Here is a 12,887-nt window from a genome sequence, read left to right on the forward strand (position 1 = left end):
TTTTAAATACGTTAACATGTTTAGAGTTTATTCGTTCGGTGAAAAACTCGATTTTATGTTTGTGGAATTAGTTTAAAATAATTTATTATTTTGCCTCAAACTACTTAGTAGTTTGAGGTTTTTTATTTTATATAAGTTTGCCTTCTAAAATGACTCTATCGATGTGTTGACTGGCAAAAGCATAGGGAATCTCATAAAAGGAATTCAAGGGTTTAGTGATGATTAAACTGGCTTTTTTTCCTCTAGTAATACTCCCATATTCATCAGATACTCCCATGGCATAAGCTCCGTTTATCGTAGCGGCATTAATAGCTTCTTCTGGTGTCATCTTCATCTTTATACAAGCTGTAGCTACTACAAAATTCATATTTCCACTAGGTGTAGTACCTGGATTAAAATCAGAAGCTAAGGCTAAGGGAAGTCCTGCGTCTATCATTTTACGAGCAGGTGTATAGGGTATGGAAATAAAATAGGAGCAAGTAGGTAAAGCAACCGGCATGGTTGTACTGTTTTTTAAAACCGCTATATCCTCATCAGTTACTATTTCTAGGTGATCCACTGTTAACGCCTTGTTTTTTACACAAGCAGCAATACCACCTATAGCTGTAAATTGATTGACATGTATTTTAGCTGCCAATCCGTATTTTTGTCCCGCTTGCATAATACGTTCGGTTTCTTCTACTGAAAAATAACCCGTCTCTAAAAAGGCATCAATATAATCGGCTAGTTTCTCTTTAGCAATGGCGGGAATCATTTCGTCTATTATCAATTGTATATACCCTTCGTGATTGTCTTTATAGATGGTAGGAAAAGCATGGGCACCTAAGAAAGTAGCTTTGATTTTAATTGGATAATTTTCCCCTAACTTTTTTATTACGCGCAACATTTTTAATTCGGATTCCAAATTCAATCCATAGCCAGATTTGATTTCTACAGCTCCTGTACCTTGGCGAATAACTTCTTCTAAGCGTACTTTGGATTGTTCATATAAATCCTCTTCAGTGGTTTCTTGTAGTTTCTTGGCCGAATTTAAAATACCTCCACCACGATTAAAGATTTCTTCGTAACTCAAGCCGTTAATGCGATCGACAAATTCTTGTTGACGGTTGCCCGCATACACTATATGGGTATGACTGTCAACCCAACTTGGCAATACACTTTGCCCGCTTAAATCAATTACGCGATCAACAGCCAATTCCGGACAATTTTCCATCAGTCCAAAGTCCGAAATAATCTCATCTTCAATCAATAAAAAGGCATTTTCAAGTTTGGGAAGTATTTTCATTTCTTCACCAGCAACCATAATAACGGATTTATCGCGGATTTGTAAGAGTTCTTTAATGTGAATCAGTAAAATTTTCATCTTCAAAATAGTTAATTTCCGTAAAAATAGAATGGAATTTTAAAAACTCCTATCTTTATCACAAATTTAATATTTGTGAGGAGAGTTAAATATAAGAAAAATAGGAAACTTCAACCTAATTATCTAGAATATTCTGGAGGCTATCCCGATGTGCTTATAGCGATGCAGTTATTTGTATATGACGAAAACCATTACGAGGAATACAATGATTTGACTTTAAGTGAAATACATGAGATTGTTCAGAATTCGGATCCCAATGCCACAAAATGGTTTAATCTGCATGGATTGCACGATATCGAACTGTTAAAGGCCATTGGAAAAGTATTTGAAATCGAAGGCTATTTGATTGCGGAGGTACTTAATTTCTCTCGAAGAACACGAATGGAGGAATTAGACGATACCATCTTTTTTAGTGTAAAGTCTATACTGGAACAGGAAGATATTGAAAGTGTCGAAATCGAACAAATCAGCTTTATACTTAAAGATAATCTATTGCTGTCTTTTCAAGAGAAAAAAGGGAACATCTTTTCGCTAGTTCGTGAAAGAATCCGTACCAAAACAGGGAGTGTTCGAAAAAAAAGCAATGAGTTTTTGTTGTTTTTACTACTGGAGGCCATCATGGAAAACTTTTTTATCACCATGGATAATTTTGAAGAACTCATCGAACAAGTTTTGATATCTTCGAAAGCGAGTTATAAAAGAAACGTACTAGAAAATATAGAGAAGAATATTGAAAGCTTAAATTATATCAAACGAGCCATTATTCCGCTCCGAGATGTACTGTTTAATTTAAAAAGCGCTGCTTCCGATTTGGACCCCAAGTTTATCTTGCCCTCCGATGTGATTTATTTTACGAGATTGCATTATAAATCCCTGGAATTATTAGACCAGATTGAATATTATCTGTCTAAGATGGAAAGCGCTACGAATTATTTTTTCTCGGCCCAAAGCCATCGTATGAACGAAATCATGAAGGTTTTAACCATAGTTTCGGTTATTTTTATACCCTTGACCTTTATAGTGGGAGTCTATGGAATGAATTTTGACAATATGCCCGAATTACATTACGAAAACGGCTATTTTACCACCATGCTGTTTATGCTGTTTTTGGTTTTACTTATGGTTGGTTATTTTAAATTTAAAAAATGGTTTTAATTTAATAAATCGCAAACAGTATCGTTTAAAGTCTCTAAAAAAACACCCAATCATTGGGTGTTTTTTTTTGCTAAAAAATTATTAGGTCATTTTTACTGTTTTGGTAAAAATTAGTGAGATTAATTATCAAATTCTTTTTTTGTTTTAATTAGCCTGCTTAAGTGTTCGTTTTTAAGTGTTTAAAAATGACATTTATGAAATCGATAAATTGCTTTTTCAGAAATTACTTGGCTGCATCGTTTTTTGGTGTTATAAATATTACTTAGTTTTGTTTTTATTAATAATAAGTCTAAATAAAAACTAATGCTAATTCGAGCACTTTTGCTACTCACACTTTTGCTATTGTCATTTCTTTCTTTATTTGTGGGAGTTAAGGAAATTTCGTTTACGGATCTTTTTGACTTAAGTGAAGAAAGTATTTTAGTCTTATATGTAAGTAGAATACCTCGTTTAATTTCCATATTGATTGCGGGAGTAGGTATGAGTATTTGCGGCTTGATTATGCAGCAAATCACCAGGAACAAATTTGTTTCACCAACCACGGCAGGTACTTTGGATGCTACTAAGATGGGAATCCTATTTAGTTTAATCCTATTTCCAACGGGAGGTATGATGACCAAGATGTTGCTGTCATTTACTATTGCTTTTTTAGCGAGTTTGTTATTTCTGAAAATTGCTGATAGTGTTAAGTATAAGAGTTTGATTTTTATTCCTTTAATAGGAATTGTTTTCGGTAATATACTAAATGCTATTTCAACTTTTTTTGCCTTTAAATACGGGGTAATTCAAAATATGGAAGGTTGGATGATTGGCGATTTCTCGTCGATTATCAAGGGTAACTATGAAATACTTTATATCGGAATACCCGTGGTGATTTTGTGTTATTTCTATGCTAATAAGTTTACGATAATAGGGCTGGGGGAGGACACGGCAAAAAGTTTGGGATTGGACCATAAGAAAATAACCTATTTAGGGTTGGTTTTTGTAGCGATTACTTCTAGTGTGGTAGTTTTAACAGCGGGAGTGATTCCGTTTCTAGGGCTGATTATTCCCAATGTGGTCAGCATGATGTTTGGCGATAATTTAAAAAAAACCTTGCCTTATACCGCTTTAATGGGGGCTATCTTTCTGCTGGTTTGCGACATTATTAGCAGGTTGGTCATCTATCCTTATGAAATACCTATTGGATTGACAGTAAGTATTATAGGTGGAAGTGTTTTTTTGGCTATGTTATTAAAAAAGGCAAAATATGTTTAAAGATAAAACGATAGTGACTATGGCAATCATCCTACTGCTGATAATAGCTGTTTTTATGTTTACATACACCGGAACCAAACTCGATTATGTATTGCCTCGGCGTGGCTTTAAAGTAGCTGCGATGCTTTTGATATCCTGTTGCATAGCATATTCCTCTATCGTTTTTCAAACGATTGCCTCCAATAGAATCCTGACACCTTCCATTATGGGTTTTGATTCTTTTTTCCTATTGATACAGGCGGTCATTGTATTTGCCTATGGAGACCAGACCTTTAAAGTTTTGTCGAGTGAATGGAATTTTGCCTTGTCAGTAGTATTGATGTTGTTGTTTGCCCTGGGGCTATACTACTTAGTATTTAAAAAAGAATCCAAAAGTATCTATTTGCTGTTATTGATCGGTTTGTTATTGGGAACCTTATTTCGCAGTATCTCTTCCTTTATTACGGTAATCTTAAATCCCAACGAATTCCAAGTGTTACAAGGAGCTATGTTTGCCAGTTTTGATAAAATCAACCTGAGTTTGTTGGGTTTTTCAGCAGTCATCTTAATGGCAGCCATGGTTTATGGAAGTTATTTTTTTAAGCAGTTAGACGTTTTGTCACTAGGGCGCGATCATGCCATAAGCTTAGGTGTTAATTACAATCAGGTAGTGCGCCAAAACTTATTGATTATAGCGGTCATGGTTTCCGTATCTACGGCCTTGGTCGGACCCATTACTTTTTTGGGGATTTTAGTAGCCAATTTAACCTATCAGTTGGTTCGGTCAAACAATCACAGAACCCTTATTTTCGCCTGTTGCTTACTGACTTCAATAACGGTTATTGGCGGGCAATATCTAGTGGAACACCTGTTCAATATGTCGACGACAATCAGTATTATAATCAATTTTGTAGGGGGTATCTATTTTATCTACCTCCTGTTAAAAACCAGTAAGTTATGATAGCAGTTCAAAATATTTCAAAATCCTATGGCGATAAAATAATTTTAGATGATATATCCATCACTTTCCCTCAGGGAAAGATCAGTTGTCTGGTCGGTGGAAATGGAACGGGTAAAAGCACTTTATTGTCTATTATCAGTCGGTTAATCACTAAAAATACTGGTGAAATTCATTTGCTTAACGAAGATGTGATGAAAATGACTCATCGCGATTTTGCCAAGCGCCTAGCCATCTTAAAACAGTCTAATCAGCCCAATATACGCTTGACCATACGTGAATTAGTCTCCTTTGGTAGATTTCCGCACTCTCAAGGACGTATGACCCAAGTTGATCGAGATAAGATAGCGGAATCTCTAGAGTTTATGGGATTAACAGCTATTGAGGACTATTATTTAGACGAGCTCAGTGGTGGACAGCGCCAACGTGCTTTTCTGGCCATGGTATTGGTTCAAGACACCGATTATATACTGTTGGACGAACCCCTAAATAATTTGGATATGAAACACTCTGTGGAGATTATGAAAATCCTGAGGGTTTTAGCCGATCAATACCATAAAACCATCATCATAGTCGTACACGATATTAATTTCGCCTCCTCTTATGCCGATTATATAGCGACGGTTAAAAATCATAAAATCAGCCATTTTGGAAAAACAGACGATATCATAAAACCGGAAATCATGAAAGAAGTTTTTGGAATAGACATGACGATTATTGACAATTGCAACCACAAATTTTGTATATATTTTAAATAGTTAATTATGAGAAAAATTATTTTAACCGGCTTATTACTAGCCTTTGTAGCAACGACAAGTTGTAAAGATAAAGTAAAGGAATCCGCAGAAACCGAACAGTCTAATTCTGTAGAAAAACTGGTTGTTCAGCATCATTTGGGAACTACGGAGGTAGTGAAAAACCCGAAAAAGGTGGTATTGCTAAGTTATGGAGTGATCGATTCTTTTGATAAATTATCAATCCCAATAGCAGGGCTACCCAAGGGGAACTTACCGGGTTATTTAAGCAAATACGGTAATGACGATTCCATTGTTGATATTGGTAATTTGATGGATCCCAACTTTGAGAAAATCAATGAACTCGGACCTGATTTGATTGTCATCTCGGCTAGACAGAGCAAGTTATACGACGAATTATCCAAAATCGCACCAACGATATATATGGACATTGACAAAGATGATTATCTGGGTTCTTTTGAGAAAAATGCGCGCCAATTAGGAGAGTTATTTGATAAAGAAATCGAAGTTGAAAAAGAGCTGATGATCATTAAATCCAAAATCGCCAAAATTAAGCAAATCAGTGAGAATAGTCATAAAACGGGATTAATCGTATTGGTTAATGAAGGACGTTATAGTGCTTATGGCAAGGGATCGCGATTTGGAATCATTCATGATGTTTTTGGAGTCAAACCCGCTGATCAAAATATAGAGGTAGCGACACACGGCCAATCGGTGTCTAATGAATTTATACAAAAGGTCAATCCCGACTATTTATTTGTAATTGACAGAGGTGCAGCCTTAAAGAAAAATGATCTAAATACAGCGGCATTCTCCAATCCATTAATCGAAAAAACAAAGGCTTTTAAAAATGATAAAATCATCTTTTTATCGCCGGATGTGTGGTATTTGTCCGGTGGAGGCCTTGAGTCAGTTGGTATGATGGTTGATGAAATTGAAAGAGCTCTTTGATATTGTTAGATTGCTTTGTTATTATTTTTAGTTAATTGTGAATGAAAGAGGGTGTATATTTACATCCTCTTTTTAGCTAAAAAGCATTTGCTTTAAAACAAAAAACCTCTCGATATCGAGAGGTTTTTTGTCTATTCCGTAATGTTGTTGTCGAGCAATAACTGTTGTGCTTTGGCTAAATCCTGGCTATAGACAAAGACGTGTACAGCTTTATCGGCACTTCCAAAACCGGCACTAATTGCGGACTGTATATCGTCGCGCAAAATAAATTCAATATTGTTCTCTTCTAAAATATCTTTAACGGCCAAAGTGGTAATTTCACTTCCCGAAAACAGTCTTACGTGGTTCATAGTTTGGGCTTTTATTTAAGTTTAAAAATAAACAAAAAATATTCGATTCCACACAAAGAATGATTAAATTTTTGGTGTGGTAGCTACTGCCTCATTAAATTGTTTTTCAAAATTATTTATTTTAAATATTTTGGTTTGATCTAATACATAAAGACTATTTTCAATCACTAAAAAAGAATTGATTGGAACAGGATACTCAAAAGGAGTAGTGTTTTTGTGTTTAGTTGTATAGGATGTTGTGATATAATATTTATCAGCATTATTTTTAAACGAAACGGTGTATTTTTTAGGTTTAAGATTGGCATCGTAAAATTTGGGCTCTATCTTTTTTGTAGCCGTATTTATTTTTGAAAGACCAAGATTTGTAAAACAGTAAAAATCTCCATTAGAGGTTACTTGAAGTCCCAATTGATATAGAACTGCATCGTTTTGTTTCGAGAATAAAACAGGCTTACAAATGTATTCCGTTCCTACTTTTTCAATTTCAATTTTGTATATGTTCCCCATAGCACTTACACTATAAAATTCGTCATTAGAGAGAATAGGAAAAGATAATTTTTCCTTTTTTTCTTCTATATTGGCATAAGAATAGGTAAAGGGAACGGGGGTGTTATCTGTAGCGGAAAGCGGATAGTAAAATAATTTGTTTGCCGTTTCATCCCCAAGTATTAATAAATCGGATTTAGCATCATAGGATACTGTTGATAATATGTCTTTATAAGAAGTAAAAGTTTTAAAGGCTAAGTACTCTTTGGTTTCTAAATCTAAAGTGAAAATTTGTGATTCATAGTTATCAACACTGGTTTGAATATTTAAAATAATGAAAAGTTTGGTCTCTTGTAAAAACAAATTAACAGTAGAATATTTGGATCCATTAGGATTGTATTGAGCCTCGGTTAAAAGAGTTTCTACGGAACCATCTGTAGTGATGTGAACTAAGGATTGCAATCGATTACTCATCGTACCTGTGTTAAGGAAACCGTAGATACCCTCACTAGATGTAATAGCGCTATTTATTAAATTTAGATTATTGTCAGATAAACGTGCTGCGTATTCACCGTCGATAAAATAAGTCTCATCCAAATAAGTATCGATATCATCAGATTTACAGGCGCTCAATAGTGTGGTAATTGCTAAAAAATAAAAAGTTTTTCGTAAAAATGTTTTCATAATAATTTTCTAATATTTAAAGGTCTAATTTTTAATTATTTAATTTTTGCTTGTAATTATACTTAATCTGTTGGATTGGAGGTAAAATTAAGATATTTTTGTAAAAGAATGCCAAGGAAATTAGTTGATTTTAGATTTTAGTTTATGAAAGGTTTTTTTTAAATCATCAATCTGAATAAGCGAATTGTTTTTAAAATTGTAGGTTGGTTTATTTAACAGGCAATTCCTTAAGTATAGAACGTTTTTTTTAAATTTTGAGGTAGAATTTAATAAATGGATTGGTGCGGAAATTTATCTTGTTCGGATTATTGTCTACTATATAAAAAAGGAACTATCTTATAAGGAGACTACCTTAATATTATAGAATCTATTTTAAAAGACAATACATTAATTTGACTTGAAAGATATTAAAAAAAATGGCCGCCTCATTTTATGAGACGGCCTGTTTATAGATTACTTGGAATCGAGGTTTCTAAAAACCAGTTGATTGTCAAAACAATCGAGTACTACGATGGAATCGGCTTTTACGTTACCACCTAAGATTTCTTTGGATAGTTGGTTTAAAACCTCGCGTTGTACTACTCTTTTTACCGGTCTAGCTCCGAAATGCGGATCATATCCTTTGGTCGCTAAATAATCAATAGCTTCCGGAGTGGTCTCTAGTGTAATATGTTGTAAAGACAACATCTTAATAACACCTTTTAATTGCAAACTAACTATCGCATGTATGTTTTCACGAGTCAATGGCGTAAACATTACAATTTCGTCTATACGGTTGATAAACTCTGGACGTACCGTTTGCTTTAAGATGTTTAACACTTCTGTTTTTGCACTCTCTGAAGCGCTTTCGATATCATTACCAGCATTTTCGAATTTCTCTTGAATGACCTGACTTCCAATGTTGGAGGTCATAATGATAATTGTGTTTTTAAAGTCGGCCAAACGCCCTTTGTTGTCGGTTAATCGTCCTTCATCCAATACCTGTAGTAAAATATTATACGTATCGGGATGCGCTTTTTCAATCTCGTCGAGTAATACTACCGAATACGGTTTACGTCTTACGGCTTCGGTTAATTGTCCACCTTCGTCATAACCCACATATCCTGGAGGTGCTCCGACCAATCTACTCACGCTATGACGTTCAGAATACTCACTCATGTCGATACGTGTCATCGCATTTTCATCGTCGAATAGATATTCCGCCAAGGCTTTGGCCAATTCGGTTTTACCCACACCCGTAGTTCCTAAGAACAGGAATGAACCAATAGGACGTTTTGGGTCTTGTAAACCGGATCTACTGCGTCTTACCGCATCGCTAATCGCTTCAATCGCTTCTTCCTGACCTACCACACGTTGGTGTAATTCAGCTTCGAGATGTAATAGTTTATCACGCTCACTTTGAAGCATTTTGGTCACCGGTACTCCGGTCCATTTCGCTACTATTTCGGCTATATTATCATAGGTAACCTCTTCTTTTATCAAAGTGTGTCCCTTTTGATTTTCATCCAATTGCAATTGCTGTTTTTGCAATTCCTCTTGAGCATCTTTGATTTTTCCGTATCGGATTTCAGCTACCTTTCCATAATCGCCTTCACGTTCTGCTTTTTCAGCTTCCAATTTATAGTTTTCAATGTCGAGCTTGATTGCTTGGATGTTATCTACCACATCCTTCTCGGCTTTCCATTTCGAATAGATGTCATTACGCTCCTCTTTTAAATTGGCTAAATCCAATCCCAATATCTTGAGCTTATTCTCGTCATTCTCACGTTTTATCGCCTCAATCTCAATTTCCAATTGCATTATTTTACGATCTAAGGCATCGAGTTCTTCTGGTTTAGAATTGATTTCCATTCGCAGTTTGGCAGCAGCCTCATCCATCAAGTCAATGGCTTTGTCTGGCAAATAACGATTGGTGATATAACGTTGTGACAACTCCACAGCACCGATAATAGCCTCATCTTTAATTCGTACTTTATGATGCGCTTCATATTTTTCTTTGATACCACGCAAAATTGAAATGGCACTTTCCGTATCCGGTTCGTCAATCATAATCTTTTGGAAACGACGTTCTAGAGCCTTGTCTTTTTCAAAGTATTTTTGATACTCATCTAAGGTTGTCGCTCCAATTGCTCGAAGTTCGCCACGAGCCAAAGCCGGTTTTAATATGTTTGCCGCATCCATAGCACCATCACCACCTCCAGCACCGACCAAGGTGTGAATCTCATCGATAAATAAGATGATGTTTCCGTCGGATGAGGTAACCTCTTTAACGACTGATTTTAAACGCTCTTCAAATTCTCCTTTGTATTTTGCCCCCGCAATCAAAGATCCCATATCCAACGAGAAAACCATTTTGTCTTGTAGGTTTTCTGGTACGTCACCTTGCACTATTCTTCGAGCTAAGCCCTCAGCTATAGCTGTTTTACCAACTCCAGGCTCACCGATTAACATCGGATTGTTTTTGGTTCTTCTCGATAAAATTTGCAAAACTCTACGAATTTCCTCATCACGACCAATAACCGGATCTAATTTTCCGTCCTTGGCGAGCTGATTTAAGTTTTTCGCATATTTGTTTAAAGAGTTATAAGTTTCTTCTGCAGAAGCAGATGTCACTCGCTCTCCTCCGCGTATTTCTGTGATAGCAGCTATCAAATCCTTTTCAGTAACTCCTTGATCTTTTAAGATCTGAGCAACCTTGCTTTTGGATTTAAAAATCGCTAATATCAAATGCTCTATAGAAACGTATTCGTCATTCATTTTCTGTGCTATAGCGCTGGCTTCGGTTAATGCGGTATTGGCTTCTCTCGAAAGAGATATAGTGCCTCCGCTAACTTTTGGAAAACTCGCTATAGTACTGTCCAAAATTTGTTTGAACAAGTCTACGTTAATGTTTAGTTTTTTTAAGATAAACGGCGTAACATTTTCATCTACGGCTAATATAGCCTTGAAAATATGCTCGTTCTCTATCAATTGTTGGCCGTTACCTTGCACCATAACTTGTGCTTGCTGTAAGGCCTCTTGCGATTTAATAGTGAAATTATTTAGATTCATTTTTCAACATTTTTTTGGTTATTAATTCACAAACAATTTATATTCCAGTATTGAAAAAACGACAAAGTGTCTTGTTTTTGGTTCTTTTTTAATAAAAACATGTCTTTTTGTCATTAGAGGATACTAACAAACCATTGACGCATAAGTACTCAGCTTTCGATGGCTTTTCTCTATAAATTTACACCTAATTCTTTAATAATGAGTGTAAAAACTTCTTTTTATTAGCGTCGATTCTTACTGATTTATGAGATTAAATTCTAACGATATGAAATTTGGTTTTAAAAAAAAAGACTATTTTAAAAAAAAAAGATTATTCCTATATACGTAAGTCTTATTATAATTATAAACCCTAAATTATTCCCAATGAAAAATGCAATTGTTTTATTGATTTTATTGGTTGTCTCGATATCCTGCAAAAGTGATGATAGTAGTAACGCACAGCCTTTGGGGAAATGGAGATTATATAGTAAAACGGCAAGCGGTATGGTGCCTGTTCCTAATCCTACAACGGTTTTTGAAGAAAATATTTATTTCAATTTTGAGACCGAATTGACCGTGTCCGGAAATTCCACGGGCAAGTTCTATTTAAAAGATGGTACTTATCCTTATACTGAAAAGTATGATTCTTATTTAGATAGTGAAGTTGTCGAGATCGGAAGTTTTCCGTATATGAAATACCATATCGGTGATACCTTGGTTTTAAGCATTGCTTATATGGATGGAGAGACTCTTAAATTGGTGAAACCCTAACCTTCTATTTATAACAGTTCATATTTACTGTGTTTTTTGGTTAGTGCTTGGATTTTTGTTTAAAAAAGAGTGATTTAGTAAATTTATTAGCAAAAAAACTACTTTTTGTTTTATAAAAATAGCTAATTATAAATGGGGGAGTGGTATAGTATTTGAGTCTAATGTATTGACACTTAGTGTGGAAATAGTATAAATTTAAATCAATAACCATTATGAAAAGATTAGAAAATAAAACAGCTATTATTACAGGAGGAGCAAGTGGAATTGGGAAAGCAACGGTAGAGTTATTTGTAAAAGAAGGGGCGCAGGTCGTCATTGCTGATTTCTCGGATTCGGGAAAAGAGCTTGAGGAGCGGTTGAATCGGGAAGGTCATCAAACCTTGTTTGTCAAAACGGATGTTACCAGTGAAGAAGCTGTGAAAAATATGGTTGCTAAAACCGTGGAGAAATTCGGTAAACTGGATATTCTATATGCCAATGCCGGAATCGCCAATGATGGAAATATCGATGAATTGGAATACGATAAATGGAAGAGAACGATCGATATCAACTTAAATGGTGTTTTTCTTTCGGATAAATATGCTATAATGCAAATGTTAAAACAGGGAACAGGTGGCGCAATTGTCAATGCGGGGTCTATACATAGTTTTGTAGGTAAAGTAGGAGTAACGGCCTATGCTTCTGCAAAAGGAGGGGTTAAATTGTTGACGCAAACCTTGGGAGCGACTTACGGGAAAAAAGGAATTAGAGTAAATGCTGTCGCACCGGGATATATAGATACCCCGCTGATACACGGTGCTAATACTCAGGATTTGGTTAATTTACATCCTATGGGACGACTAGGGACGCCAGAGGAAGTGGCTAAGGCGGTCTTGTTTTTGGCCTCTGATGACGCTTCGTTTATCTCGGGAACCGAGATTTTAGTTGATGGAGGTTATACAGCGGTATAGTTTTTAGGCTGATATGCTGATATGCTGATATGCTGATATGCTGATATGCTGATATGCTGATATGCTGATATGCTGATATGCTGATATGCTGATATGCTGATATGCTGATATGCTGATATGCTGATATGCTGATATGCTGATATGCTGATATGCTGATATGCTGATATGCTGATATGCTGATATGCTGATATGCTGATA

At 35.4% G+C, this 12,887-nt stretch carries 12 protein-coding genes; 7 read left to right on the forward strand and 5 right to left on the reverse strand.

What is annotated here, in order from left to right; translation table 11 throughout:
* Positions 1–127 precede the first annotated feature (127 nt).
* Positions 128–1,363: an imidazolonepropionase gene (gene hutI, locus KO524_RS13135; RefSeq protein WP_219294686.1), complete on the reverse strand. Its 1,236-nt coding sequence runs from the start codon at positions 1,361–1,363 to the stop codon at positions 128–130.
* Positions 1,364–1,438: 75 nt separating this feature from the next.
* Here hutI and corA point away from each other — a divergent pair, with 75 nt between their 5' ends.
* The 5 genes from corA (at position 1,439) to KO524_RS13160 (ending at position 6,418) form a co-directional block, all read left to right on the forward strand.
* Entirely contained in the window at positions 1,439–2,518 is a 1,080-nt protein-coding gene (gene corA / locus KO524_RS13140; RefSeq protein ID WP_219294687.1) for a magnesium/cobalt transporter CorA, read from the forward strand.
* Positions 2,519–2,821: 303 nt separating this feature from the next.
* Positions 2,822–3,775, forward strand: a complete 954-nt coding sequence (locus KO524_RS13145; RefSeq protein ID WP_219294688.1) for an ABC transporter permease — start codon at positions 2,822–2,824, stop codon at positions 3,773–3,775.
* Positions 3,768–4,715 (forward strand): iron chelate uptake ABC transporter family permease subunit, encoded by a 948-nt coding sequence (locus KO524_RS13150; protein ID WP_219294689.1) that lies wholly within the window; start codon positions 3,768–3,770, stop codon positions 4,713–4,715. Before KO524_RS13145 ends, KO524_RS13150 begins: the two co-directional genes overlap by 8 nt.
* Positions 4,712–5,470 (forward strand): ABC transporter ATP-binding protein, encoded by a 759-nt coding sequence (locus KO524_RS13155; RefSeq protein WP_219294690.1) that lies wholly within the window; start codon positions 4,712–4,714, stop codon positions 5,468–5,470. Before KO524_RS13150 ends, KO524_RS13155 begins: the two co-directional genes overlap by 4 nt.
* 6 nt (positions 5,471–5,476) lie before the next feature.
* Complete coding sequence (locus tag KO524_RS13160; protein ID WP_219294691.1) at positions 5,477–6,418, forward strand: siderophore ABC transporter substrate-binding protein; 942 nt, start codon at positions 5,477–5,479, stop codon at positions 6,416–6,418.
* Between the two features lie 131 nt (positions 6,419–6,549).
* Here the strand turns inward: KO524_RS13160 and KO524_RS13165 are convergent, their stop codons facing one another.
* The 3 genes from KO524_RS13165 to clpB form a co-directional block, all read right to left on the reverse strand.
* Positions 6,550–6,768 (reverse strand): putative signal transducing protein, encoded by a 219-nt coding sequence (locus KO524_RS13165; RefSeq protein ID WP_219294692.1) that lies wholly within the window; start codon positions 6,766–6,768, stop codon positions 6,550–6,552.
* Between the two features lie 63 nt (positions 6,769–6,831).
* Entirely contained in the window at positions 6,832–7,938 is a 1,107-nt protein-coding gene (locus KO524_RS13170) for a hypothetical protein (protein WP_219294693.1), read from the reverse strand.
* Positions 7,939–8,391: 453 nt separating this feature from the next.
* Positions 8,392–10,989 carry an ATP-dependent chaperone ClpB gene (gene clpB, locus KO524_RS13175; RefSeq protein ID WP_219294694.1) on the reverse strand — a complete coding sequence of 866 codons (2,598 nt, stop codon included), beginning with the start codon at positions 10,987–10,989 and terminating at the stop codon, positions 8,392–8,394.
* A gap of 363 nt (positions 10,990–11,352) precedes the next feature.
* Here clpB and KO524_RS13180 point away from each other — a divergent pair, with 363 nt between their 5' ends.
* Positions 11,353–11,739 (forward strand): hypothetical protein, encoded by a 387-nt coding sequence (locus KO524_RS13180; protein WP_219294695.1) that lies wholly within the window; start codon positions 11,353–11,355, stop codon positions 11,737–11,739.
* A 212-nt stretch (positions 11,740–11,951) separates the two neighbouring features.
* Positions 11,952–12,689, forward strand: coding sequence for an SDR family NAD(P)-dependent oxidoreductase (locus KO524_RS13185; protein ID WP_219294696.1), 738 nt, complete (start codon positions 11,952–11,954; stop codon positions 12,687–12,689).
* Here the strand turns inward: KO524_RS13185 and KO524_RS13190 are convergent.
* A partial coding sequence (locus tag KO524_RS13190; RefSeq protein WP_219294697.1) for a DUF2345 domain-containing protein occupies positions 12,674–12,887 on the reverse strand: 214 nt, incomplete at its 5' end. The two genes, KO524_RS13185 and KO524_RS13190, sit on opposite strands and share 16 nt — an antisense overlap.

The sequence above is a fragment of the Flavobacterium sp. NKUCC04_CG genome, from assembly GCF_019345525.1.
Lineage (GTDB): Bacteria > Bacteroidota > Bacteroidia > Flavobacteriales > Flavobacteriaceae > Flavobacterium.

Coding starts and splice junctions, on each gene's coding strand:
- hutI (WP_219294686.1), bottom strand. CDS start 1,363: ATGAAAATTTTACTGATTCACATTAAAGAACTCTTACAAATCCGCGAT.
- KO524_RS13145 (WP_219294688.1), top strand. CDS start 2,822: ATGCTAATTCGAGCACTTTTGCTACTCACACTTTTGCTATTGTCATTT.
- KO524_RS13150 (WP_219294689.1), top strand. CDS start 3,768: ATGTTTAAAGATAAAACGATAGTGACTATGGCAATCATCCTACTGCTG.
- KO524_RS13155 (WP_219294690.1), top strand. CDS start 4,712: ATGATAGCAGTTCAAAATATTTCAAAATCCTATGGCGATAAAATAATT.
- KO524_RS13160 (WP_219294691.1), top strand. CDS start 5,477: ATGAGAAAAATTATTTTAACCGGCTTATTACTAGCCTTTGTAGCAACG.
- KO524_RS13165 (WP_219294692.1), bottom strand. CDS start 6,768: ATGAACCACGTAAGACTGTTTTCGGGAAGTGAAATTACCACTTTGGCC.
- KO524_RS13170 (WP_219294693.1), bottom strand. CDS start 7,938: ATGAAAACATTTTTACGAAAAACTTTTTATTTTTTAGCAATTACCACA.
- clpB (WP_219294694.1), bottom strand. CDS start 10,989: ATGAATCTAAATAATTTCACTATTAAATCGCAAGAGGCCTTACAGCAA.
- KO524_RS13180 (WP_219294695.1), top strand. CDS start 11,353: ATGAAAAATGCAATTGTTTTATTGATTTTATTGGTTGTCTCGATATCC.
- KO524_RS13185 (WP_219294696.1), top strand. CDS start 11,952: ATGAAAAGATTAGAAAATAAAACAGCTATTATTACAGGAGGAGCAAGT.